This window comes from Spirosoma areae (assembly GCF_054781775.1).
In genome coordinates, this window is sequence record NZ_BAAGTT010000016.1 from 432,936 (window position 1) to 456,495 (window position 23,560).

Below are 23,560 nucleotides of genomic sequence, written 5' to 3' on the forward strand. Positions count from 1 at the left end.
ATGAAAACGCTCAAAAAAACAGCCTGTACTCTGCTGGTGGCAACTTGTTTGGCGGCCTGCAATCCTAACTTATTGGAAACCCTGCCCAATGACCGAATCTCATCAGAAATATATTGGCAAACGGATAAAGACGCAGAATTAGGGGCTAATGCGATTTATCCGTACTTAGAAAACGTCTGGGACTTTGTTCACTGGGATGCCATGTCGGATATCGGCCATGTTACCCTCACCTGGCGGGATGAATCGAGCATTGAGAAGGGGGCTTTTGACGCGACACTGCCCAGGGTATCTACGGAATGGAATAATGCCTATCGGGGTATACAGGCTGCGAATACGTTTTTAGATAACGTGGGCCGGGTTCAAACGACGAATCCAGAACTTATTAACCGGCTAAAAGGCGAGGTAAGGGTGCTACGCGCCTATTTGTATATCAAGCTTGCCTTTTTATTTGGCGATATTCCATTACCTGTAAAAGCCTTATCAATCGAAGAAAGCAGGACGCTAACCAAAACACCCGTTGCCGAGGTCTGGAATTTCATTGCGAAGGAACTCGGTGAAGCGGCTGCTATTTTGCCGGTAACGCAGTCGAATAAAGGGCGAATTACCAAAGGGGCTGCATTGGCGTTGAAAGCCCGTGCGCTGCTGTTTGCCGGTCGTTATTCTGAAGCGGCAACAGCCGCTAATGAGGTAATTAAATCCGGTGCTTACACGATCTATCCCTCGTATGAAAAACTTTTCTCCTACGAAGCGGAAAATAATCAGGAAGTCATACTGGACCGTCAGCACATTAAGGATATCCAACCTAATAATATTTTTCTGCTGACCACGCCAAACAGCATCTTTCCCCAGGCAAACAGTTTTGTACCGACCAAACAGGCGGTTGATGCTTATCAAATGAAAAATGGCAAAGATATTACCGATCCTGCCAGTGGATTTGATGCGTTCAAACCTTACGAGAACAGGGACCCACGATTGAAGTATTCAATGATTGTTTTAGGTGAAAAGCTACCCAATAACGCTGTGTATGATTCAAGACCATCAAGTGGTACGCCCGATGCCATTGGTCACTCAGAAAATGCCACCGCAACCGGGTTTAATGTTAAAAAATATCTGAATAAAGAAGATATCCAACAGCCTTCCAACGCGGGTATAAATATCATTCTTCTTCGGTACGCGGAAGTGCTGCTGACGTATGCAGAGTCGAAGATTGAATCCAACCAGTTGGATCAGAGTGTATTGGACGCAATCAACATAGTCCGGCAGCGCGGAGATGTTAAAATGCCCTCAATTACCAGTATGGGAACACAGGATGAAATGCGGAAAATAGTGAGAAAAGAACGCTTAGTGGAGCTTGCTTTCGAGGGACTGCGCTATTTTGATATCAGACGCTGGAAAGTCGCTGAAAATCTAGTTCCGGGTGTTATTTACGGTATGACGTATGCCGACAATAATGGCGTATTGAAAACAGTGTCGCAATCAGGCTTTACAAAAGTGTTTACTAAAAACCGCGATTACTTATGGCCCATTCCACAACGGGAAACGGAACTAAATCGGAGCATTACCCAGAATCCCAACTGGTAATGTAGGCCAACAAGGCTACGAATATCCATCCAGGAAATAATCAAAATCTTCGCAAACGATTGGGTAGCCTCTGCAACCTAATTCGACAGATTAGTCATCGTATCTCACTAACGCAACTGCCCAACGGCGGCTATAGACGTTGTAAAAAAATGAATCTACCCGGCATTACAAAGCCCGCTTCAACGCTAAAAGTTGCCAACGGCAGTTCGTCAAAACTCGCCCATACGAGCCACACACCGACAAGTGCAAATAGAGATGCCATCGTCATCGGCGCCTACTTAGTGGCGTTAGTGATGGATGTAGATCGCTTCCCCGGTCGGGGCGAAACACTGACAGCCGACAACTTCCGGCAGACCTTTGGTGGCAAGGGGTCTAATATGGCAGTACAACTGGCCCGGTTGGGTAAGCCGGTGCGATTTGCGGGCTGTGTCGGGCAGGATGCCTATGGAGACCACTTTGCCCAGATGGCCAGCCAGGAAGGGGTGGACCTGGCGTTACTCAGCCGAAAAGGGGAACTGCCAACCGGTGCCGGATTTATTGTTGCCTGCCGCGATGGGCATAACTCCATTACGATTGATATCGGCGTTAATAAACGGTTTGACCGAAACGAAATTGATAAAATTCGCCAGCATTTTAGGCCCACAACCATTGTCATTACGCAGCATGAGATACTGACCGATACGGCCCTGTACGCAGCTCAGCAGGCACACCAGCAGGGCGCGTTCGTTATTTGCAACCCGGCTCCGGCGGAAGATTTGACCCGTCATGACTTATCGTGCATCGACATTCTAACACCCAACGAAACCGAAGCCCGGGTGTGCCTTGGCCTATTACCCGACGATCCCACCGATGATGCGGAGATTGCCTGCCGACTGCTCACCCTGGGTGTAAAAACAGTACTGATGACCGTGGGAGCACGGGGCTGTATTCTGGCCAGTGCGGAGGGCATTGAACGCATTCCGGGACTTTCTCTCGACCAGATTACGGATACAACTGGTGCCGGCGATGCGTTCAATGCGGCTTTGGCGGCCGCGCTGATCGACGGTAAGCCATTGCGCGAAGCAGCCGCTTATGCCAATGTCGTGGCGGGTTTGTCAACCACCCGTGCCAATACCATTCCTTCGTATCACACGCATCAGGAGGTGACCCAATTTTTAGCGAGTGTATCCAGCCTGGTCTGATTTTAACCTCTTTTTTAATGATTATACAGGGATTTCGCTGCTTATGGGGTATCACCAGACCAGTAACTGAGGTCTTCCCGTTGCTCAGGGAAGCCGCTTATTCAGGCATTGAATGGAAGGGTATTCATGCCCGCAACACCCCTTATTTTCGCCAATGGCTCGATGACCTCGACATGCAGTTTATTGCACAAATTCATACGACGGGACAAAGCGTAGCCGAGCATCTACTGTCTTTTCAGAGCCTGATCGAAAACGTATTACCCCTCCGCCCTGTGCTTATAAACAGTCAGAGCGGCCTTGACCGCTGGAACTGGACCCAAAAGGAAGAGTTTATTGGGCAGGCACTACGCATGGAGCAGGACCTTGGACTGACCGTAGCGCACGAAACGCATCGAGGGCGAATCACTTTTTCGCCCTGGGATACCAGTCAGTTGTTAACCACCTTCAGCGATATGAAGCTAACCTGTGATTTCAGCCATTGGGTCACGGTCTGCGAACGGCTGCTGGATAGCGAATTAGCCGTTCTTGAGCAATGTGCCGAGCGGTGTATCCACATCCACGCACGGGTGGGTTACGAGCAGGGGCCACAGGTAACCGATCCGGCGGCCCCGGAGTGGGCTGGTCATCTGGCGGCTCATGAACGCTGGTGGCAGCAAATCTGGCGGGCGCAGGCCCGGAATGGTCAACTCGTCTCTACGCTTACACCGGAGTATGGGCCACCTGCCTACCAGCATACCCTGCCTTTTTCTCAGGAGCCCGTTTCGGATGTGTGGGCCATTTGCGATTGGCAATGGCATCGGGAAAAGGCCCTATTCAATCAAGTTTCTGCCCAATTTATCAATTAATTACAACCTTAAAACTAACTGAATTTATGGTACACGACTCTGAAATTGTCCGCGAAACGGGGTTTGACGGCTTTACGCCCGAACAGATACGCACGTATCACGAGAGTGGGTTCATTCTGGTAAAGGGCCTTTTTAATAACGACGAAGTAAGCAAACTGAAAGAATACGCCCAGGAAACCATTACACCTGATGAGGTGCTGGTGAAGGGCGACAAGACTGGCAATGCAACCAAACTGCGGATGTGGAACCGCCCCGAAGATGATCTGTATGGGATGTTCTCCCGAAACGAGCGCATCGTCGATAATACCGAGCGGCTGTTTGGTGAGCCGGTCTACGTGTATTCGGCCAAGATGATTCTAAAAAATGCCCGCGAGGGGGGCGCCTGGGAGTGGCACCAAGACTACGGCTACTGGTACAACTACGGCTGTCTGATGCCTTCGATGAACTCCTGCACAATTGCTATTGACCGGGCTACCCGAGAAAACGGATGCCTTCAGGTGTTGCGAGGTTCGCATAAAATTGGGCGGATTAACCACGACCGGATCAACGAGCAGTATGTAATTGACCTTGAACGGGTCGAAATGGCCAAACAGCGCTTCGACCTCGAATACTTAGAAATGGAACCCGGCGACGCCCTGTTTTTCGACGGCAACATACTGCACCGGTCCGACTCGAACCAGTCCGATCACAACCGCTGGAGTTTCATCGTGTCGTACAACACGGTCTCGAATGCGCCCTACAAAAAAGTGCGCGAATACGGCAATTACGAACCACTGGTAAAGGTGCCCCGCGAGGCCATTATGCAGTTCGATCTGGTCAGCGAGTTACCTGTTTTGACTGTTACTGACAGGAGTTGAACAAACCGGTTTGTTCAACTCCTGTCGGCGTATTTTCCACCATTCCTACCCTTCCTAAACCTGTATTCATGTTCATTATCGAATCGTATCCGCTGGCCGTTGTCTGCTGTTTTCTGGCCATGTTGAGTTGGGGGTCGTGGGCTAACACCCAGAAATTAGTGGGTAGCTGGCGGTTCGAGCTTTTCTATTGGGACTACGGCTTTGGTGTACTGCTGTGGTCGCTGTTGGTGGGTCTGACACTCGGAAGCTGGGGCCCTCAGGGACGCCCTTTCCTTGCCGACCTGTCGCAAAGTAGTCTCCAGTCGCTTGGCTGGGCCTTTATAGGCGGTATTGTTTTTAACGTCGGCAACGTCATGCTGGTGGCGGCCATTTCGCTCATCGGCCTGTCGCTGGCCATCACGATTCTGGTGGGTATTGCCCTTGCCCTCGGCGTCATTGTCAATTACATCGCGTCGCCCATTGGCAACCCCCTCTACATTTTCGGTGGGGTCGCCTTCATCTTACTGGCCATCGTGACGGGGGCCTACATCAGTCGGCGCATGAACAGTGTCCAACCAACGGCGGGTCAGCGAACCGGCCTGATACTATCCGTTGTGGGGGGTATTCTGATGGGGTTCTTCTTCCGGTTTGTCGCAGTTTCGATGACCACCAATTTCGTTTCGCCGGAGCCAGGGCTGCTTACCCCTTATTCGGCAGTTTTTATCTTCTCGCTGGGGTTGGTGGCCAGCAATCTGTTGGTCAACACGTACTTGATGCGGCATCCGTTCTCAGGTGCTCCGGTTCACTTTTCGGACTACGTCAAAGGCACTGCCCAAGTGCATCTGTTCGGTTTACTGGGCGGAATTATCTGGTGCTTAGGTTTATTTTTCAGTCTGTTAGCGTCGGAAAAAGCGGGTCCTGCCATCAGCTATGGGCTGGGTCAGGGGGCCACCTTCATTGCGGCCTTATGGGGCATTTTCGTCTGGAAAGAATTTAAAGGCAGTGGTCCCACCACCAGTCGGTTACTGACTGTGATGCTCGTTTTCTACCTCCTGGGCTTAGGCCTGCTGGTATGGGCGCGGGTAGGCTGAACAACCCCAAATCCATTTTTGACGCTGTCTTAACCGCTACTTTTCATGATTCGATTACCACCCTTTGCAGGTCTATTACTGGTTTGCTGCTCGCTACTTAGCCAAGCGCAAAACAAAGGCAACCGCAAGATTATGGAGCGCTACTACCAGCTCATCGAAGCACCCACCGACCCTGGCAAGTGGAACGCCTGGCGGCATGAACTACGTTCCTGGCGTGACTCGACGCGGGCGTTGCTGCATTATACCGGTAACAACTATCAAAACCCGGATTACAACTGGGCGGCCAGTGCCTACTCCACGTTTTTTCTGATGGCCAATGACAAAAGCCTGTACGACAAAACCGGGAAGTATGACATCCGCACCTGTCTGGCTAAATACGAGGCCCACTACGGCGGGGTAGACCTGGTGGTGTTGTGGCCAACGTATCCCCAACTGGGCTTCGACGGGCGGACGCAATACTCGTTTTACAGCAACCTGCCGGGGGGTGTAGCGGGCCTGAAACAACTCGTCAACGAACTGCACCGGATGGGCAAGCGGCTGCTGATCGCTTATAACCCCTGGGACAATACCGCCCGAAAGCAGGGCAGAACAGACGAAGACGAACTGCTCGATTTGCTGAAAGAAACCGGGGCCGACGGGGTTTATTTAGATACGATTTCAAACGTGGAGGGCTTTTTTCAGCAGATGCAGCAGTCCAATCCCGGCGCTATTTTCCAGTCGGAAATTCCGATTAATTCCGAAGTCCTGAATCAGGTGCATCAGTCATGGCTGGAAGTGGGCTGGAACGAGACCTACAAAAACCTTGAATTTGGCGATGTGCCCGTTTTAGTGCGGAATCGGTGGCTGGAACAGCGGCACCTGATCTACCGGCTGTCGCGCTTTAGCCATGAGCAGTCTACACTGATTCAGAATGCGTGGGTCAATGGCTGTGGCGTGGTACTGTGGGAAAACGTGTTCGGCACAGTCAACCCGCTCAACCCCCGTGACCGGTCGCTGCTGCGGGCGATGCTACCCATTTTGCGACGCTATTCGTCGTTTTTCACGGCGGGCGAGTGGTATCCGCTGTTTCCAACGAAACTGAACCGGGTCTTTGCCAGCCAATGGCAGTTGGGCAACCAAAAACTATGGACGATTATTAACCGACAGGAGAATGCTATGCCGGGCAAACTCTTGGATGTGGACCTCATCAACGGGCAGAAATACTTCGATCTTGTGGCTGGTACGGAACTGAAAACAAGATTGGAAAACGGAAAACTGGCGTTGTATACCGAGTTAAAACCCAAAGCCATCGGCTGCATTCTGTCAATCCCCGAAAGTGAGCTGACGCCCGAGTTTTATGCGTTTCTCAAGCAGCAGGCAGCCATTAATAAGGCCTCTGATTTCAGCACGGCTTACCAACTGCCCAGCCACCGATTGACGCCCATTGCACCGACCCAAAAATACACCCTGACTACGTTGCCCGACGGCATGGTGCCTATTCCTGTTCCGCCGGGGTCGACTACCCTGACCATCACGTTCCGGCAGCGGGAGGGCGGGTTTTACCCCGTTGGTAATTTTGTAGATTATTCCTACAGCCAGAACCGTAATGAGATTATAGCGGAGAAAGTAGTGGTTAATCTCAAGCCGTTTGCGATGGATAAAACGCCGGTAACCAACGCGCAGTTTACCCGGTTCCTGACCGCCAGTGGCTATAAACCAGCCCATGCCGAAAATTTCCTGAAACACTGGGTGAACAACGCGCCACCAGCCGGGCTGGCCGATCACCCCGTGGTCTGGATCACCCTCGACGATGCCCGCGCCTACGCCAAATGGGCTGGTAAGCGACTACCTACCGAAATTGAATGGCAGTGGGCGGCCCAAAACGGTCAGGCAGCTAACCCCTATCCGTGGGGCAAAACCTTCGATTCGACGCGGGTGAACACCGGCCAGTGGGGTGGCACGACGCCTGTTACGAAGTTCGACAACGGCCGTAACTCAACGGGCCTGTATGATATGAGCGGTAACGTCTGGCAACTTACCGAGAGCGAACGCACGGATGGGTCTAACACGTACTGCATCCTGCGGGGCGGGGCCTGGTACATTAATCGTGGCTCGGAATGGTACGCCGATCAGGGCGCGCAAAAAACCAGTTTCGGGGCCAAATACCTGATGACCTCCCCGGGCCTGGATCGCTGCGCAACTGTGGGTTTTCGGTGTGTGGCAGATACCCAATGACCAGGAAGTTTAATCGGCAGTAACCATAAACGCAAGCATCTAAATAACCCTGATATGCCTTGTTCAATATTTGCAATGAACCGAACTGGTTTATTGCGCAAGATTGAACAAGGCATATCAGGGTCATTTTCAAGCGTTTCTAGACTGACCGATAAGCCAACTCCAGGCGTTTCTAATAGGCATAGAAGCAGTAAAACGGCTGGCAGATCTTCCCGGTCAATTAGGGGTATAGTATGGATAGGAACCGTCTTTTTTTCATCATCTGTCAGGCGCTCCATTGTCCGAATTAGATTTAATTCGTTCAGGATGCCAGCAACCGAATCATCTTTATCCTTTGGCTGCTTACCAGCCTGTAAATACATTTTAATAAAGACCACAAAATCATCGCCAACAGTACCAGGGTTTGCCGAGAACTTCTCCTGTTGGGATTTTAGGGTTACATAATTGACAAAGTCTTCTTTCGTAAATTCTATTTTACGTCTTCTTAATTCATTGAAAATAAGCCAATATGTCGAAGCGTAATGCGTTTTAATGAGTTTATAGTGCAAAAACCAAAGTGTAGCTTGATCTTCTAAAAATGGATCAAAACCGTTATCATCAGAAAAGATTGACTCAGCCAAACTAGTAGGCGTCTCTAGATCTTCTTCAAGTAGTCCAAATGCACGAAGCCAGTAGCGAATTGAACGAACCATATTATTACCCACGCCCAATAGCACAGGAGCGTCAGCATCATTAAACGAATGGCCTTTTTGAAGAAAATCAAAGCCTTTTTTCAGCCAAAGCAACCGGCATTGAAACGAATCATGCCCAGAGAAAGTGAACTTCTTCGGATCAGCTATGTGCATGGTGATGGTGAGGAGATAACTTAGGTAAAGTAAACAAATTCAAGATTTAATTGTGCTATAGCACGTTAGATTTATTCAAATCTACGTTTTTTTGACCTTAATTTGGGGTGGATCAGGCTTTTGTAAATGCTCAAATGTTCTAGCACTAGTCAATAGCCAAGAAGACAGACAGTTTAGCGTAAAGACGTGAATCAAAATTGTGGCGAAACTATAAGTCAAGCATGCTCTAAAATGAAATCGGCATCGATATTAAGTTTTGTGCGAAGACTTTTAGCCATTGCCAAAGATACCCGTCGCTTACCCCTGAGAACTTCCGAGAGTCTGGTTTCAGGTACTTCCAGTAGGCGAGCCATATCCCGCTGCTTCATTTTTTTTTCGTACATTTTAAACTCAATCATTTCAGCGAGGGACTGGGGAACTTTAATCGGCATCAATGGGATGCTATCTTCGTAGGCTTCTGCCCATTGGGAAAGATGTGCCAGTTCAGTGGCCTCATCGGAGCTTAAAGCCTCAAATCCTCCTCCCACAGTAGCTTTCTGAAGAAAGGTTTCAATGCGCGCCATTAGCTGTTGATACTCAACATGATTAGTTGGTTGTTGCATGAGAGTGGGTATTATATAATTGAACAATCAGGAACCTTATCATACTGGGCGTGAGTACCCACAAAGCGAATGAATACGGTACGTTTATCAAAAAAAATCATCGCTACGATTCGATATCGGTTGCCACGAACATTAAACACATAACGGTCATTACCTACGTAATCAACGGAGTTAAAGGTTTGCTTTATATCCGCCAAGTTCTTCCAGTCAGCTGCCTTTACAGTACTATACCAGTCATTTAGAGCTAATGCCGAATCTGTATGCTTGAGGCCGAACTCGTTAAGGATTGTTTTAGTAATAATGACCATTAATCACCCTTTTCTAACTCTATAAAGATAAAGTATAATAATTACATAATCAAATAATTATTTACATATTATGTAATTATAAAAAAGTCATTGTAGGGCATAACCAAACAAACAGGGTAAATTTCCGACTCGTGCCCATATTGCGAAAATTATATCTCTAACTTGTCTATTTTAGACAAATCGAAAGGGATGTTCCCCAAATCTACCCCATCTATGAAATCGTACATCCCGTTAAAATTGATGTGATGATGCGTCAATACTATCAGTTTGGAGAGTCGGTTAATGAACGCCCGACGCTCCTCGCGGTCCGCTATTTGACTGATGCGGTCGGATAGGTGCAGGTAATTATAACACACGATGCAGTTCAGAATCACTCGCTTGGCTGTCTCGGCCACTTCCTGATCCCCACGGCTCACCCAACCCATCTGTCCGTGACGACCAAACCACACGCTTTTCACCAACTGGTGGATGCTCTCACTCCGATTGAGTTGACGATGAACCCGTTGCCGCATTTTTACACTGTCGATGTACTGGGCCAGAAAGATACTTTTAATAATCCGGCCGCACGGGCGGCCCCGCAAATTCCTTCAGGCCTCGGTATAATGGGTTGTCAGCCCCATATGAGTTGAGTAGGTTGAATAGCTCCGAAGGGCTGCTGTGATGCAACCGGATCGTCGTCATCAACCGCAACATCGGGTCCCACTGCTCCAGAATCCGCTCCGAGTTGATGCGACCGCTGGGCGAGACCGGGTAGTTCAGGTCTTTGTAGCGGCTCACAGGCTCCAAACCGTAAAGCTGCTGACGAAGAAAATTCTTGATACGAGACGATCGGCCGCTGCCGTTCAAAACGAACGCCCAAAAAGTACGTACCTCCAAACATGGGTTCAGTGGCTCCGTGCGAATCCGTCGAGTGAACATCCGAATCCACGACCTGCGTATTCATCAGGTAAGTGGCCTCCCGGTCGCCTGCACTGAACACCAGCGAATCAAATAACAAGAGCGTGTCATCGATATAGTTGTATGCCGACACCCCTTTTCGATTGCCGAAATATTTAAACGAGGAACGAGCTAACAACGAATCCTGGGCCACTTCGACCTTTTGTCCGTCGCTACTGGTATAGGTCAGATCAGGGTCGTCTTTAAGATGGATTCGCAGCTTCAACTGTTTGGTATAGTTCACGATGACATCGCTCGCCTGCCGCAGATTTTCCAGCGAGAAATACCACTTGACGACTTCATCAAGCCCCTTCTCCGATACCTGGCGGGTGATCTGGGCCATGCGCCGAACACCCACGTTACAGCCTAGCGCCATCAGGCCCGCCAGAAACAGCGAGGTGTTGGGTCGGTTGGGGATGTGCTTAGGCTGCCAGTGGGTGAGCGAGTCGGTGAAGTGGGTGAGCGAATCGACCGTGGCCAGCACCTCCTGAAGCGAGATGACCTTATTAGAAGGGAAGAGTTCGTAGGGATCCAGCAAGGCATCATTCGCGGTTTTGGGCGTGTCCACCACGAGTTGGCCGTCTTTTTTCTGAATTACATGCGGGTTTTGGCTTTTCAGAATGCGTTCGTTGGTAGTCACCAACTGCCCGTGTAGTTGTTTGCCCAGCCTAGCCAAGACCGAGGCTCTGTCCGAAAACTCGGTCAGATTGGCTCGTTCCAACAGGGTCGCCTGCTCCTTCAGCCAGCGGTCTTTGGGTATCAAATAACTCTCGAAAGAGCGATAGCGGTAGCTGTGAAGCAAATTCAGTCGGCCCGATTTTATACGAAGGGTGGTATGATAAAACAGTAGAACCTTATAGAGCGATACGCGTAGGCTCCCTTTTTCGTCCAGCACTTTGCCCTTCTGAATCAACGACAAAAAATTCGTGGGCGGGCTACCGGTGAGGTCTTTGTGGGTACGGAAGTAATTCAAGGCGGCCACGATCTCTTTGCTCGACGTGGCTTCATCCAAGGGCAACAGGCAGACCAAAACTGATACTTTCCGTTGCAAGCGGATTGAATGCTGGTTTAGCCAGTCGTAGTAGGCCTCCTGGTGATGATACCGCCCGTTAATCTTCTCCAACTCTCCCAGTTGCCTATGTAACGGTTCCAGAGTTTGTTCATCGGGCAGGTAGTGGTCAATCAGCTTCTCGATGGCCGTTAATTTTGCTTCTTGATTCCCCTCGGTCTGCTTAACCACCTGCCGAATCTGGGTCAGGGCTCTAAGGTGCTCACGGCTCTGGTCCGTCACCGCCTGAGTGAGTTTACCCGCTTCCCCCCGATCCTCGTAGTACTGCTCCTTCAGGCGCTCCTCGCACTGAGAGAAGAAATGACTAGCCGATTGGAGCAGCGTATCGACCAGGGCGTCGGTCCACTCCTGATACTGGTGGACGATGAAGCCTACTAGATAGAGATAGAGTCGGTGATTACGCCGATAAAGCTGGGCGGGCTGGGCTTTGAGCACATACTGGGCTAGATAGCGCAGTGTCTGGTCAGGCAGTTGCAGGCGTTTGGCGAACGGTTCAATGGTGTTGAAGACGACCTGGAGATACTTAAAATGTTCGACCCGTTCGTCAATAGAGCCTGTTTTGAGGGATTGGCTGATAAATTTGAGATGGGTCAGGCGGTAGCGTTTCAGACCGAAAGTTTCCTTTTCTTTGTCGTCGGTTTCGGGTGTGTTTTTGAGCAGTTCATCCAGACGTTTCTGTTCGTCGGGGGTCATGAGCCGTTCGACCTGTTCGGCCCAGCGACGTTCGACTTTTTGCAAGGCTCCGGTAATGATCTGGGCCAGGGTGTGGTAGGAGGGAATCACGATGTGGCGTTCTTAGAGGAAGCAAAGCAGGTAGTCGAAGAGATCGTCCGGCCTCATGTGGATGGTGCCGAGTCGTAGGGTTTCGACATCCAATAGTTTCTGGTGCGCTTTAGTGAAGCGGTTGAAGCCTAAAAGTCGACAGATGACTTTTTGATGATCCCAGAGTGTGGAAGAAGCATATTCACCGATTTGTTCGGGTTCGATAGCAAGGCTGTAGCGATCAATGACGTGTCGGGCATCTTCCTGCCGGAATTTGCTAATGGGGAAAAACCGATGGGTGGCCCGGAAGTAGCCTAATTGGAGGATGAAGCCTAATCGGCTTACTTCGTTATGAAGTTGAGCAACGATGTCCTCTATTCCAGGAGGTAAGTCAAACAGCTTTTGGCGATCAGGCGACAGAAGCTGGGGCGTATTTTCAAAGTTTTCCCGAATCTGGTCAGCATGAATTTGGAGTAGGGTAGCCATCAGTAGCCACAATCATATTTTTAAAGAGTATTCTGGAAAAGTATTGTGGTGAGGTAAAGCTAATCATTTCGATACCCCCCTTACTTCTAATTGCTGATAATGAGCTAACTACATCCCTCTTATTAGGGCTGAGTATCATAAAGAGAATCCTCAACTGTGCTGATACAATCACTTGGTTATTCCAAGATAAGACATCCTAATTTGGCCTTTGCCCCATGACAAACCTGATTAAACTGCTTATCGTGGAAGACGATATGCTGATTGCCGCCAAAACTTCCCTGCAACTTACCCGCCTGGGCTATGAGGTGACGGCTATTGTACCCCGTGGGGAAGAGGCCATCAGGCAGGCCGCAGAGAACCGACCCGATATAATCCTGCTCGATATTCACCTGAAAGGCACGCTCGATGGTATCGAAACGGCCCACCAGTTGAACCAACTCGCCCCGATTCCGATCATCTACGTAACGGCCAATTCGGACGAGGCCACCTTTAATCGCGCCAGAGAAACCCGCCCTTATGCCTTCATCACGAAGCCTATCCGAAGCCTTGACCTTCAACGAGCTATCGAACTGACCATCAGCCGCATGGCCGACGAGCATCACGCCACTGCCGACCCTGCTCCTGATGCACCTTTTGTGCTCAGTGACCGGATTTTTGTGCGGCACCGCGAAAAGATCGTCAAGATTTTCATCGCCGATATTCTCTATGTGGAAGCCGACCGCAACTATTGCCACCTCTATACGGCCGACAAAAAATACCTGCTGACAACGACCTTGAAGGTGATGGAAGACAAACTCCCGGTCAACTATTTTGTGCGGGTGCACCGCTCCTATCTGGCAAATCTGACGCAGGTCGATGAGGTAGGCGAAGGCCATATCGGAATCGGGGGTAAAACGATTCCGCTCAGCCACCTCCTGCGCGAGGCACTACTGAAACGAATCCAGACCATTTGAGGCCGCCGGGCTAAACCGGCATTACCGTTCACACATCCGGTAAGAAAATACCCCCTCTCGGACAGTAAAAGGATGCGCTCGTCCGGGCGAACTTGGTTGGGAAATACGATGGCGATAGTTTAGATCCGTTATCGGCCAAATCGCTTGTCGAGTCGATTGGGCCGCTCCGTTTCGAATCCACCCCATCAGTACCCTTAACCATGCCGCTGCATTTCACTTTTGTACGTGCTCAAGTAATTTTTTGCTTCTTCTGGTTAGTGCCCACTGCCATGCTGCAGGCTCAGACCATGCCCGCCAAACCGCAGTTCTTTCACATCCATGAGGCCCCCGTTCTACCAACGATGGTGGACCAATACGAACGGACATCGAAGGAGCTGGTCAGTCAATGCCGAAAGTACAGTATACAGAACGGCTGGCTCACGATTCAGGACAATGACTATCGGTATTACACCATCGAGCCAATTGAGCACATGGCTGATCTCGACAAAGACCCGCTGGCTCGTTTGCAGAAGACGATGGGCGAAGAGGCCTACGCGAACTTATTCGCCAATTTCGACAAGTGCTACCCCAGCCACCGCGATTATATACTAGCATACCTCCCGGACTATTCCTACGCACCTGACCAAACCAGTCAGTCAGAGTACGCCTACCGAGGGTACGATTACTTCTATTACGAACCGCAGCATCAGCGTAAGATAGAAGCTCTATTTAACCGGTTTAAGGAACTCTACACCAGCAAAGCGGGAAAGATACCGTACAACGTATATATGAGCTGGTTCGGTACTACCGAAAATTTCATACTGGTTGAAGACCTAGCCAACAGTCAAGCCGACTTTAAAGCGAGAGATGAAGCTAATACGGAAGAATTTCGGGCTGGCTTTAAGAACCTCTTTGCCGAAATGAAGCCATTCATCCGACGCATAGAATCGAGAATTGGTCACCTGCGACCCGATTTGTCGTATTCGCCAGTGAACTAATTATCTCCAGTCTTCTATAACCACGTCCAGTCAATTCCCGTCGGGCAACGAACACCCGGCGGTTTAATCCAAAAACTGTATGCAAACGGTAGGTGTCCTTGGCGGAGCTGGCTTCATTGGCAGCTACGTCACCCAAAAATTTCTGAACGAAGGCTATACTGTGAAGGTATCCACTACTGACCTTGCCAAACCCGAAAAATACCAGCATCTGCATCAGCTTTCTCTCGCTGAAAACCTGACCATCAGGGAAGTGGACGTAACCAACGAAGCAGCCCTTGGCGAGTTTTTACGGGATTGCAACATTGTGGTTCATAGCGGCACTCCCTTTCAATTAGCCACTGAGAATCCGCAGGAAGAGGTATTCCAGCCGACCGTCCACGGAACCGAGAACTTCCTGAAGGTGGTCAGCCAGACGCCTTCGGTACAGAAGGTGGTGTTCGTGGCCTCAGTAGGTGCGCTCAACACTGCCTACCCGATGCCCGTCCCCCACTACCCTGCCGACCACCAGTATACCGAAGCAGACGAGCCGTACCTGGACCCCGAATCCATTCCCTACGCGCAGGCCAAGTACTACGCCGACCAGGCCGTGCGAACATTCGTGGCTACGTATCCCCAACCCGGTTTCGAGATCGTGAGCGTGTCGCCCACGGGCGTGATGGGTAAACCGCTGTCGGCCCGCGATGACTCGACGTCAGTGGGCCTGCAATACCTTATCAAGCATAAAATTGCCCCCAATCCGTTCGTGCAGATGATGTTTGACCACGACGTGGAGATGGCTATTGTGTCGGTTTCCGACGTGGCCGAGGGAATCTTCCGGGCCGCAACCACCGCCGGGCTGCATGGCAGGAATTACCTGCTCAATAGCGAAAGCTATAAAATGTCAGACATGACGCTTATGCTGAACGGCAAAGCCCCGGTCAACGCTGCCCGAAACGTGTATAGCAACGCGCTAGCCACTCAGGAGTTGGGAATGCAGTTTCAACCCGCCCAGGTGCCGCTCAACGAGTGGGCCGACGTTTGATCCTGATACAGGCTTCTAACGTTCGCATAGACCCGTTTTCAGTCAATCCAAATCCTAAAACCCATGAAAACCAACCAGGTACCATTGATGCTGGCTGCATTTGCGGCTACGCTTGTATTCACCGCTAGCTGCAACTCGCCCGCCAAAGAAAGTACTGTGACGGTCGATAACGCCACACTCAAAAAAGAAATCGAAGCCGCCAATATTGAGTTCGCGGGCTTCATTGCTAAAGGCGACTCGGTGGGCATGGCCAATTTTTATACCGAAGACGCGAAGCTGATGTTCTCGAACGCACCAGCTATCGTAGGCCGCAAAAATATTCAGACGGCCATACACAACGTCCTCGGTTCTGGAATCGCCAAAGCTGAGTTTACCACCATCGACGTATGGGGAACCGGCGATTTCGTGTCGGAGGAAGGCCAAGCAAGCCTGTTCGATAAAGCCCGTACGCAGGTGATCAAAGACAAGTACATCGTCCTCTGGAAAAAAGAAGCTGGTAAATGGAGGCCCTTCCGCGACATAACAAACTCCGATCTACCCCTGCCTGCGGCTAAGTAGGTCAATACAGTCAATCAACCCTGTTTAAAGATATCCCATTGAAAACTAATCAACTACCCGAGATACTGGCCGTTGTTACGGCCCTGTTCCTGTTTGCCGCCGGTTGTAGTTCACCCGCCAAGGAAACTGACGCCAAAGCAACCGCCGTGTCGGCAATGGCACCTGAACAAAAGCAGGCGATTGAAAAAGAAATTTCTGGCCTCGTGAAAGATTTCTTCCAACAGGTCGAAAAACTGGATATTGAAACGTGCATGACCTACTTTGAAAATACGCCTGATTTTCAGGCGGTCAATCCCGATGGCACCTTCGGCGATTACAACGCGCTAAAAAAATTGAACGCAGACGGGTTTAGCCAAATGAAGACGTTGAGTGTCGTGCCAACCAAGGAAGCGATACGGGTTTTGACTGACTCGCTGGTGCTTTATACGTTCTCGATGGAACAGGATGCAACGCTCAAAACCGGCCAGAAAATAAAGTTTGAACACGTAGCGGGAACGATGCTCTTCACCAAAATCAATGGCGCGTGGAAAGCGACCTTTTACCAGGAGTCGGCATCGGCACCGGTAGCAGTCAAGTAGATCGTCGGTATGCGGGGGGACGAAGGTTTGACCCGCTTAAGAATTGGCCCTGTTGAACAAACCCAATAATCATACCAAACCTCTTATGAAAATCAGCCAATTACTCATGCTCGTTGCCCTGCTGTTGGGCAATTTCTCGCTTCACGCACAGTCCCTGAACCCAGAGGCCGTGGCCTTCGTGAAAACCTATCAGGATGCCTACAACAAAGGCGACCGCACCACCCTGATGACCCTGTTCAGCGATAGCGTTAGCCGGGTCAACCGCGACGGCAGTAGTAAAATCTTGCCTAAGTCGTACTGGAACGATGATTACGTTCGCGATTTCGGCGAAACGGTGGGTACCTACCAGGACTTCACGGTGAAAAGCACCAAAGCCCTGCCCGGTGGGAAAATGGCCATCACCACTACGTTCACGGGCTACGATTTTGACCGCAAGACCAACGCCAAAGTACAGCCCGCACCTGGTTCGATGGACCTGATTATTGCCAAGGAAGGCGGTCAGTGGAAAATACAGCAGGAAAAGCTGCTATTGAGTATTTCGAGCCTCGCCGATGAAATGACCGAGGTGGTGAAGAAATTTCAGGATGCCTACAACCGCGAAGACCTCGCCACGCTCAAAACCCTGATGACCAGCGGCATCGTCAGGACCGCACCCGATGGCACTACCAAAACCGGACTCGATAAGGAGGTTGCCGGTCTAACCAAAGCCTTTGCCGAGGAGGATGTGAATACGGCGATCAGCATCTCGAACGGCATACCGCAGTTTGATGGCAGCGTCATCCTGACGGGCATCTTTCGTCAGAATGGCCGCACAACCAAAGGCCAGTCCATTCACTACGACGGAGCCTATAGCAACCGGGTGGTCAAAGAAAACGGGCAGTGGAAACTCAGCGAGATAAAGACTATGCCCGTCGTTAAAACCGTCACCTACCACAAGGTAGCCGACTATGCCGCCTGGAAGAAGGGGTTCAACACCTTCGCCAACGAACGGCGGTTTGCGGGCGAGCTGAGCGCCGAAGTCAGTACGTTGCAGGATGACCCCAACATGGTGTGCATCATTGCCGAGTGGGCCTCGGCTGAAGCGGCTCAGGCTTTTTTTGCCCGCCCTGACCTGGCCGCCACCATGCAGAAAGATGGCGTTCAGGGCAAACCAACCGTCATGGTTCTGAGCAAAAAATAAGTCGCGGCCTTTCCGTCTATGTCCACATCTGCCGGGTGGCACGGAATGAGACGTTGCTGACAGCTTCTGAAGGAACGAACCAGTCTTTCACCCATCTGGTCAAATGCACGGCCAGATGGGTAGAAGTTAATCTGAAAAACCATGTCACTCAAAACCCTGCCTACGCTCTCACAACACCGTTCGTTACGGTACTTCAGCTTTGCGATGCTGTACGTGGCGCAGGGCATCCCGGAAGGAATAATGCTGTTTGCGATGCCGGCCTGGCTGGCAGTACATGGGAAAACGCCCGCCGAAATCGGTAATTATTCAGCCCTTATTTTTTTACCCTTTAGCGTCAAAATCATTGTGGCTCCGTTGATCGAACGGTTCACATTTTTAGCCATGGGTCGCCGAAGGCCCTGGATTCTTTTTGGGCAGGCAGGCATCGCTGCCAGTATGATTGGGATGGCTTTTTTGCCCGATCCCCTGAGCAACCTGAACGCCTTGATCGCCGTTGTTTCCTGCGTTTTTGTTTTTAGCATCTTTCAGGATATTGCAACCGATGCCCTAGTCATTGACATCGTACCCCCAAATGAACAGGCCAAAGCGAATGGAATGATGTGGGGTGCCAAAGTCGTTGGCACGGCGGCTTCACTGGCTCTTAGCACTTGGCTGCTCAATCACTACGGTTTCTTCACCACGCTTTTTTCGCTGTCGTTTGTCGTGCTCCTGATCTCGCTGGTGCCGCTGTTACTGCGCGAATACCCGGACGAAAAACTGCTTCCCTGGACGGCGGGCAGGATATCGCCGGTCACAGCGGCCATGCAGTTGAGCAGCTTCAACGAAATCTTCACCTCCTTGTTTCGGGTGCTGAAATTGCCAAATACCCTCGTGTTGCTGGTTGCGACGTTTACCATCATGATGGCACTGGCTTTCATGCGAACCCTGTTTCCAATTTTCACCATTCAGGTACTCGGTTGGTCAAACCAGGCCTATTCCTCGGTCTATGCCGCTACTTCGCTGGCCGGAGGCATCCTGGGGATGCTGGCGGGTGGTTTTTTGGTGGATCGGTTCGGGAAACTACGGATGATTAGCACGTACCTGGTTTTACTCATCCTGTTCACCGTCCTTCTGGCCTTTGGCCAAACCTGGTGGAGTCGACCGTATTTTGTAGACGGTTATATCGCGGTCTTCAGTCTCCTGTACACGTTTGTCATCATCGCCATTTTTGCCCTGGTCATGCAATGTTGCTGGAAACGAATTTCCGCCCTGCAATTCACCCTGTCGATGGCCATTTTTAATCTTGGCCAAACGGCGGGGTCCGCCCTGATCGGGCCACTTCGAGACCAGTTTAGTTGGAACTACACCCTGCTTGCTTTCGCGGGAATCGCCCTCGTCGCTTTGTTAATTAGTCAGGGCATCAACCTCAAAAAGCACCTGATGCAAGTAGCGGAATTGGAGAATGCAAACCCGGCAGCGGTGGGCGCACTGACAGCATGACCGATACCATGAAACAAACCGTAGTCCTCGTCCTGGCAAATCCCGTAGGAATGACCGATGTGGTAGCCGAAACGTCGGCCAGGCTTACGGCCTTTTTTAATCGCGTGTATTACCAGTAAGTCAATTAAACCAAGCATCCATGGAAAAGCAACCAAACATCCCCCGTCGAAGCTGGCTCCGCTTAAGCGTTGGCCTGGCTGCCGGCACAGTCGGCACGGCGTTTACGCTGACCGATGCCGACAAAGACCGTTGCGCCGTTACGCCCCGTCAGGAACTTGGGCCATTCCCAACTATGCAGTTCCGGTCGCAGGCCGACCATGACGTTGACCTCACGCAGATAACCGGACAGGCAGGCATCGCTACGGGTGAGGTCATCATCGTGAAGGGTCAAATACTCGACACCAGTTGCAAGCCCATTGCCGGGGCTATTGTTGAGATTTGGCAGGCTAATCACCACGGCAAATACCGCCACGAGTATGGCGACTCCGGCCAGTCGGACCCCAACTTTCAGGGCTGGGCGCAGGCAGTTACCAATGCAAAGGGAGAATACCAGTTCAAAACGATACTGCCGGGATTGTATGGTCGGCGGGCGCGGCATATCCATTACAAAGTGGCTAAACGCGGCTACCACGAACTGGTTACGCAACTTTACTTCGATGGAGAGGCCCGCAACAGGACCGACGAGATTCTAAACTCATTTACCCACGAAGAACAGATGCGGCTGACAAGTAAATTAGACAAAACTACCCCAACGCCAACCATCGAGTTTACAATCAACCTCGACAAGGTGCAGGTGGGTATGCTGCCCGCGAAGGTCCTGGCCGACTACACCGGCGAGTATGTATTGCAGGCGAAAGGCACAGACTATGAGTATATTCTCAATAACTTTCTGGGTGGCCCCTACGACAAGGTTACCATGCAGGTGGAGCAACAGGATGGTCTGCTTTATCTGACTACCACCAATGCCCCCAAAGCCGAACTGTTCTGGAAAGCCAAAGATCAGTTCGATGCGGCTTCATTTTACGACACGGTGCTGACGTTTGGCCGCAATGCCGCCGGTAAGGTAGTGTCGGCCACGTTTCGGGCGCGGGATGGACAAGAGTTGCATGGCACACGAGTGTAATTCTCGCCCTACTTTTCACATGGATGTGCCTGGTAGTTTCCGGGCAAGTGATAACTCAATAAACAACCTATGAAAGTCCTCCTCTTGCTCACCATGCTGCTGGTCGCGTCATCCGCCGTGGCGCAGACTCCCGCGACCGACCGGTTTAACAACGCATGGCATTATTCGCTCAGCGGCTACGAAGTGGATATGACATTCCTGTCAGAATCGACGTTGCACTGGCAGGACAAAAACAGGGCGGAAACCGACAAAAGTAAAACGGTCCTCATCAACGACCACGCCGTGCTGACTGGCTGGCAGGAAGCGGACAAAACGTTTGTCTCGCTCTACTCCGATTTTGCGACCGGCGAAGCCCGCTGCCACGTATTCCGGCCCGACGGAAGGATTATCCCGATGAAATGAACGCTCGAGCCGAAAAAATAAAACGCCCAAACCATGCTTACCCAGAAACCAATCCACTTTGTCTGGCTGGCCGGTACGTTCATTGGCCTGGCACTCATAAGTTGCAACGCGCCCGCTCCGTCCACCGATACACACAGCCGTACCGACATAGTGGAAGCAAAAAAAATTATTCAGGACAAAACCCGCCGGTTCACCAAAGCACACATCACCGGCGATACCACGTTTCTGAATAATATCTTCACGACGGATGCCCGAATTTTTGCGCCTGGTTCGGATATGGTAACCGGGCGACGCTCGATTGAAGCCATCAACGCAGAATACGTCAGTTACGGTATCAGCAAGTTTCACGAAGAGATAACGGCCCTGTACGGCAGCGGGGACTATCTGATTAGTGAAGGCCCGTATTTGATGCGCTACGGCAAGGACAACATCACCGAAAAAGGGAACTACCTGAACGTTTGGAAGCAGGAAAACGGCGACTGGAAACTCTACGCCAACATCTGGAACACCAGCGCGCCACAGTAAGGCGGATTTTTAACGTAAACCCCATGCTCAAAACAGAAAAATGAAGCCATCAACCTACCCGGTCCTGCTTGTTGCCTTTCTACTTTTTTTAGGTAGCTGTAAAGCGGATATAAAGCTAATAACCTCGTAGCCTTTTCTCTATTCGATAAACCCATGAAAATCAACCAATTTATTCCTGCTTTTGCCGCCCTGCTCCTGTTTACCGTCGGCTGCAATACCGCACCCCAAAAAGCAGATGAGAAACCAGCGGCTCAATCCGATGCACCGGAGTACTTCCTGTTACGGCCCGAAGTCGAAAAAGCGTATGGTTATTCCCATGCCGTTCGGATTGGCAATGAACTCAAAATATCGGGCGCGGTCAGTATGGACGAGAAAGGAAACCTGACGGCTAAAGGTGATCTGGGCCAACAAATGAAAAATTGCTACGCCGATCTGGACAAAATTCTGAAGCACTATGGCTACACCTGGGACGACGTTGTGGTGGAGAATATTCTGACCACGAACATGCCCGAATTTGTGAACCAGTCGGCTTACCGAAATACGATCTACAAAAAGCAGTTTCCGACCGGGTCGTGGTTTGGCGTGAAGGAATTAGCCTTGCCCGGCCAGTTGATTGAGATTGAGTTAGAAGCCTATAAAGCGCGCTAATTCAGTTAAGCGAAGTCGATGTTGAGGCTCATCGTTTTTGACAGATTCCTGCCTGGGGTTAGCCCAAATCTTCCATCACACATAGACGAGTTTTAGCCGCTATACCGAAATGACTTTTCCGCTCCCCCATGAATCTGTAACCGAAGGCTCTCTCAATCCAGCGCCTTCATTCATCAAAAGCCGCATCGAGTCCATCGACGTGCTGCGGGGCCTGATTATGGTCATCATGGCCCTGGACCACACGCGGGATTTTTTCCACGCCGAGGCCATGACCGACGATCCGCTGAATCTGGCAACAACCACACCCGCGCTTTACCTCACGCGCTGGATTACCCACTTCTGTGCGCCCACGTTTGCGCTGCTGTCCGGCACGTCCATTTATTTGCAGGGCTTGCGGAAGTCCCGCATCGAGTTGAGTAGGTTCCTGCTCAAACGCGGGCTGTGGCTGATCGTGGCCGAGGTACTGCTGATTGCGCCAGCCGACACGTTTACACTCTTCAATCCCATTACGCTGGTCGTGTTCTGGTCGCTGGGCATCAGTATGGTGTGTATGGCCGGGCTGACGTGGCTACCGTTTCGGGTTATTTTGGGCATCGGGTTGGTAATTGTGCTGGGGCATAACTTGCTGGATTATTGGGAGCAGTCGCCGGGGTTTTCATCGGGGTTTTGGTGGGCGTTGGTGCATGGGGGCAGCCAACGGGTATTTGAATATGCGCTGGGTCGGTTCCTGATAGTCCTGTACCCGTTTCTGCCCTGGCTGGGCCTGATGATGCTGGGCTACTGCCTCGGTTGTTGGTTTGAACCAACCGTTTCGCCCGCCCAACGGCGCAGGGTGTTGCTCACACTCGGAGCCGGAGCCATGGGGCTGTTCGTGGGGCTACGCTGGCTGAACGTGTATGGCGACCCATTTCCGTGGCGCGTTCAAAAAGACGGACTCAGCACGTTATTCTCGTTCCTGAAGGTGCATAAATACCCCCCATCGCTGCTGTATATGTGCATTACGGTCGGGCCGGGTTTGGTGGGGCTGGCCCTGCTGGAACCGGTGCGAAACGGCGTTACCAGCGTGCTGCGTACCTACGGGCGCACGGCGTTTTTCTACTACACCATCCATTGGTACGTGCTGCACACGCTGCGGATGCTCGTCTTTTTTGCCGCCGGACACACGATGGCCGAGGCCGACGAAGCCCTGAAAACAATCCCGATGCGGTTTGTTTTGCCGGGTGAGGGCGGCTACTCTCTCTGGGTTGTCTATGTGATTTGGCTAGCTGTCATTGCGTCGCTCTATCCGATTTGCCGGCGGTACGATGTCTACAAAACGAGCCACAAAGAGCAGTGGTGGCTGAGCTATTTGTGAACCCCT

General features: G+C 51.2%; 24 protein-coding genes and 1 pseudogene. 18 read left to right on the forward strand and 7 right to left on the reverse strand.

Annotated features, from left to right (window positions below):
* From ACYVI1_RS07905 to ACYVI1_RS07930, 6 genes are all read left to right on the forward strand, one after another.
* Complete coding sequence (locus ACYVI1_RS07905; protein WP_460908567.1) at positions 1 to 1,581, forward strand: RagB/SusD family nutrient uptake outer membrane protein; 1,581 nt, start codon at positions 1 to 3, stop codon at positions 1,579 to 1,581.
* A 149-nt stretch (positions 1,582 to 1,730) separates the two neighbouring features.
* Positions 1,731 to 2,762 (forward strand): ribokinase, encoded by a 1,032-nt coding sequence (locus ACYVI1_RS07910; RefSeq protein WP_460908569.1) that lies wholly within the window; start codon positions 1,731 to 1,733, stop codon positions 2,760 to 2,762.
* A 17-nt stretch (positions 2,763 to 2,779) separates the two neighbouring features.
* Positions 2,780 to 3,607, forward strand: coding sequence for a sugar phosphate isomerase/epimerase family protein (locus tag ACYVI1_RS07915; RefSeq protein WP_460908571.1), 828 nt, complete (start codon positions 2,780 to 2,782; stop codon positions 3,605 to 3,607).
* A gap of 26 nt (positions 3,608 to 3,633) precedes the next feature.
* Entirely contained in the window at positions 3,634 to 4,464 is an 831-nt protein-coding gene (locus ACYVI1_RS07920) for a phytanoyl-CoA dioxygenase family protein (protein ID WP_460908573.1), read from the forward strand.
* A 68-nt stretch (positions 4,465 to 4,532) separates the two neighbouring features.
* Complete coding sequence (locus ACYVI1_RS07925; protein ID WP_460908575.1) at positions 4,533 to 5,534, forward strand: GRP family sugar transporter; 1,002 nt, start codon at positions 4,533 to 4,535, stop codon at positions 5,532 to 5,534.
* Positions 5,535 to 5,579: 45 nt separating this feature from the next.
* Entirely contained in the window at positions 5,580 to 7,748 is a 2,169-nt protein-coding gene (locus ACYVI1_RS07930; protein ID WP_460908577.1) for a formylglycine-generating enzyme family protein, read from the forward strand.
* On the opposite strand, the gene ACYVI1_RS07935 is transcribed toward ACYVI1_RS07930, so the two are convergent.
* The 7 genes and pseudogenes from ACYVI1_RS07935 to ACYVI1_RS07965 all read right to left on the reverse strand — a co-directional run bounded on the left by ACYVI1_RS07935 (position 7,643) and on the right by ACYVI1_RS07965 (position 12,756).
* The gene (locus ACYVI1_RS07935) at positions 7,643 to 8,593 is read right to left on the reverse strand and encodes a DUF4007 family protein (RefSeq protein ID WP_460908580.1); all 951 of its coding nucleotides are present in this window, start codon (positions 8,591 to 8,593) and stop codon (positions 7,643 to 7,645) included. The genes ACYVI1_RS07930 and ACYVI1_RS07935 overlap by 106 nt on opposite strands.
* 215 nt (positions 8,594 to 8,808) lie before the next feature.
* Positions 8,809 to 9,195, reverse strand: a complete 387-nt coding sequence (locus ACYVI1_RS07940; protein ID WP_460908583.1) for a helix-turn-helix domain-containing protein — start codon at positions 9,193 to 9,195, stop codon at positions 8,809 to 8,811.
* An 11-nt stretch (positions 9,196 to 9,206) separates the two neighbouring features.
* Positions 9,207 to 9,503: a type II toxin-antitoxin system HigB family toxin gene (locus ACYVI1_RS07945; protein ID WP_460908585.1), complete on the reverse strand. Its 297-nt coding sequence runs from the start codon at positions 9,501 to 9,503 to the stop codon at positions 9,207 to 9,209.
* Between the two features lie 149 nt (positions 9,504 to 9,652).
* Positions 9,653 to 10,084, reverse strand: coding sequence for a Tn3 family transposase (locus ACYVI1_RS07950; protein WP_460908587.1), 432 nt, complete (start codon positions 10,082 to 10,084; stop codon positions 9,653 to 9,655).
* Positions 10,053 to 10,421 carry a Tn3 family transposase gene (locus ACYVI1_RS07955; RefSeq protein ID WP_460908794.1) on the reverse strand — a complete coding sequence of 123 codons (369 nt, stop codon included), beginning with the start codon at positions 10,419 to 10,421 and terminating at the stop codon, positions 10,053 to 10,055. The genes ACYVI1_RS07950 and ACYVI1_RS07955 overlap by 32 nt, the downstream gene beginning before the upstream one ends.
* Positions 10,357 to 12,201: pseudogene (locus ACYVI1_RS07960) on the reverse strand (Tn3 family transposase); the annotation flags it as partial. The gene ACYVI1_RS07955 and the pseudogene ACYVI1_RS07960, both read right to left, overlap by 65 nt.
* A gap of 102 nt (positions 12,202 to 12,303) precedes the next feature.
* A complete protein-coding gene (locus ACYVI1_RS07965; RefSeq protein WP_460908589.1) occupies positions 12,304 to 12,756 on the reverse strand; it encodes a DUF4158 domain-containing protein in 453 nt (150 codons plus the stop codon).
* A 215-nt stretch (positions 12,757 to 12,971) separates the two neighbouring features.
* Between ACYVI1_RS07965 and ACYVI1_RS07970 the strand changes: the two genes are divergently transcribed.
* From ACYVI1_RS07970 to ACYVI1_RS08025, 12 genes are all read left to right on the forward strand, one after another.
* Positions 12,972 to 13,709, forward strand: a complete 738-nt coding sequence (locus ACYVI1_RS07970) for a LytR/AlgR family response regulator transcription factor (protein WP_460908591.1) — start codon at positions 12,972 to 12,974, stop codon at positions 13,707 to 13,709.
* A 200-nt stretch (positions 13,710 to 13,909) separates the two neighbouring features.
* Positions 13,910 to 14,686 carry a hypothetical protein gene (locus ACYVI1_RS07975; protein ID WP_460908593.1) on the forward strand — a complete coding sequence of 259 codons (777 nt, stop codon included), beginning with the start codon at positions 13,910 to 13,912 and terminating at the stop codon, positions 14,684 to 14,686.
* 79 nt (positions 14,687 to 14,765) lie between these two features.
* Positions 14,766 to 15,707, forward strand: coding sequence for an NAD-dependent epimerase/dehydratase family protein (locus ACYVI1_RS07980; RefSeq protein ID WP_460908595.1), 942 nt, complete (start codon positions 14,766 to 14,768; stop codon positions 15,705 to 15,707).
* 63 nt (positions 15,708 to 15,770) lie between these two features.
* A complete protein-coding gene (locus tag ACYVI1_RS07985) occupies positions 15,771 to 16,265 on the forward strand; it encodes a YybH family protein (RefSeq protein WP_460908597.1) in 495 nt (164 codons plus the stop codon).
* A 38-nt stretch (positions 16,266 to 16,303) separates the two neighbouring features.
* Positions 16,304 to 16,843 (forward strand): nuclear transport factor 2 family protein, encoded by a 540-nt coding sequence (locus ACYVI1_RS07990; protein ID WP_460908599.1) that lies wholly within the window; start codon positions 16,304 to 16,306, stop codon positions 16,841 to 16,843.
* An 85-nt stretch (positions 16,844 to 16,928) separates the two neighbouring features.
* Positions 16,929 to 18,023, forward strand: a complete 1,095-nt coding sequence (locus ACYVI1_RS07995) for a DUF4440 domain-containing protein (protein WP_460908601.1) — start codon at positions 16,929 to 16,931, stop codon at positions 18,021 to 18,023.
* Positions 18,024 to 18,164: 141 nt separating this feature from the next.
* Positions 18,165 to 19,502: an MFS transporter gene (locus tag ACYVI1_RS08000; RefSeq protein ID WP_460908603.1), complete on the forward strand. Its 1,338-nt coding sequence runs from the start codon at positions 18,165 to 18,167 to the stop codon at positions 19,500 to 19,502.
* Between the two features lie 139 nt (positions 19,503 to 19,641).
* Positions 19,642 to 20,625 (forward strand): dioxygenase family protein, encoded by a 984-nt coding sequence (locus ACYVI1_RS08005; RefSeq protein WP_460908605.1) that lies wholly within the window; start codon positions 19,642 to 19,644, stop codon positions 20,623 to 20,625.
* Between the two features lie 69 nt (positions 20,626 to 20,694).
* Positions 20,695 to 21,027, forward strand: coding sequence for a MoaF-related domain-containing protein (locus tag ACYVI1_RS08010; RefSeq protein WP_460908607.1), 333 nt, complete (start codon positions 20,695 to 20,697; stop codon positions 21,025 to 21,027).
* Positions 21,028 to 21,060: 33 nt separating this feature from the next.
* Positions 21,061 to 21,552, forward strand: a complete 492-nt coding sequence (locus ACYVI1_RS08015) for a YybH family protein (protein WP_460908609.1) — start codon at positions 21,061 to 21,063, stop codon at positions 21,550 to 21,552.
* 153 nt (positions 21,553 to 21,705) lie between these two features.
* Positions 21,706 to 22,200, forward strand: coding sequence for a RidA family protein (locus ACYVI1_RS08020; protein ID WP_460908611.1), 495 nt, complete (start codon positions 21,706 to 21,708; stop codon positions 22,198 to 22,200).
* A 109-nt stretch (positions 22,201 to 22,309) separates the two neighbouring features.
* A complete protein-coding gene (locus ACYVI1_RS08025; protein ID WP_460908613.1) occupies positions 22,310 to 23,554 on the forward strand; it encodes a DUF1624 domain-containing protein in 1,245 nt (414 codons plus the stop codon).
* Positions 23,555 to 23,560 lie beyond the last annotated feature (6 nt).

Bases quoted from the DNA above. Each gene is read 5' to 3' on its own strand.
- ACYVI1_RS07905 (WP_460908567.1), top strand. From the start codon at position 1: ATGAAAACGCTCAAAAAAACAGCCTGTACTCTGCTGGTGGCAACTTGT.
- ACYVI1_RS07910 (WP_460908569.1), top strand. From the start codon at position 1,731: ATGAATCTACCCGGCATTACAAAGCCCGCTTCAACGCTAAAAGTTGCC.
- ACYVI1_RS07915 (WP_460908571.1), top strand. From the start codon at position 2,780: ATGATTATACAGGGATTTCGCTGCTTATGGGGTATCACCAGACCAGTA.
- ACYVI1_RS07920 (WP_460908573.1), top strand. From the start codon at position 3,634: ATGGTACACGACTCTGAAATTGTCCGCGAAACGGGGTTTGACGGCTTT.
- ACYVI1_RS07925 (WP_460908575.1), top strand. From the start codon at position 4,533: ATGTTCATTATCGAATCGTATCCGCTGGCCGTTGTCTGCTGTTTTCTG.
- ACYVI1_RS07930 (WP_460908577.1), top strand. From the start codon at position 5,580: ATGATTCGATTACCACCCTTTGCAGGTCTATTACTGGTTTGCTGCTCG.
- ACYVI1_RS07935 (WP_460908580.1), bottom strand. From the start codon at position 8,593: ATGCACATAGCTGATCCGAAGAAGTTCACTTTCTCTGGGCATGATTCG.
- ACYVI1_RS07940 (WP_460908583.1), bottom strand. From the start codon at position 9,195: ATGCAACAACCAACTAATCATGTTGAGTATCAACAGCTAATGGCGCGC.
- ACYVI1_RS07945 (WP_460908585.1), bottom strand. From the start codon at position 9,503: ATGGTCATTATTACTAAAACAATCCTTAACGAGTTCGGCCTCAAGCAT.
- ACYVI1_RS07955 (WP_460908794.1), bottom strand. From the start codon at position 10,421: ATGTTCACTCGACGGATTCGCACGGAGCCACTGAACCCATGTTTGGAG.
- ACYVI1_RS07965 (WP_460908589.1), bottom strand. From the start codon at position 12,756: ATGGCTACCCTACTCCAAATTCATGCTGACCAGATTCGGGAAAACTTT.
- ACYVI1_RS07970 (WP_460908591.1), top strand. From the start codon at position 12,972: ATGACAAACCTGATTAAACTGCTTATCGTGGAAGACGATATGCTGATT.
- ACYVI1_RS07975 (WP_460908593.1), top strand. From the start codon at position 13,910: ATGCCGCTGCATTTCACTTTTGTACGTGCTCAAGTAATTTTTTGCTTC.
- ACYVI1_RS07980 (WP_460908595.1), top strand. From the start codon at position 14,766: ATGCAAACGGTAGGTGTCCTTGGCGGAGCTGGCTTCATTGGCAGCTAC.
- ACYVI1_RS07985 (WP_460908597.1), top strand. From the start codon at position 15,771: ATGAAAACCAACCAGGTACCATTGATGCTGGCTGCATTTGCGGCTACG.
- ACYVI1_RS07995 (WP_460908601.1), top strand. From the start codon at position 16,929: ATGAAAATCAGCCAATTACTCATGCTCGTTGCCCTGCTGTTGGGCAAT.
- ACYVI1_RS08000 (WP_460908603.1), top strand. From the start codon at position 18,165: ATGTCACTCAAAACCCTGCCTACGCTCTCACAACACCGTTCGTTACGG.
- ACYVI1_RS08005 (WP_460908605.1), top strand. From the start codon at position 19,642: ATGGAAAAGCAACCAAACATCCCCCGTCGAAGCTGGCTCCGCTTAAGC.
- ACYVI1_RS08010 (WP_460908607.1), top strand. From the start codon at position 20,695: ATGAAAGTCCTCCTCTTGCTCACCATGCTGCTGGTCGCGTCATCCGCC.
- ACYVI1_RS08015 (WP_460908609.1), top strand. From the start codon at position 21,061: ATGCTTACCCAGAAACCAATCCACTTTGTCTGGCTGGCCGGTACGTTC.
- ACYVI1_RS08020 (WP_460908611.1), top strand. From the start codon at position 21,706: ATGAAAATCAACCAATTTATTCCTGCTTTTGCCGCCCTGCTCCTGTTT.
- ACYVI1_RS08025 (WP_460908613.1), top strand. From the start codon at position 22,310: ATGACTTTTCCGCTCCCCCATGAATCTGTAACCGAAGGCTCTCTCAAT.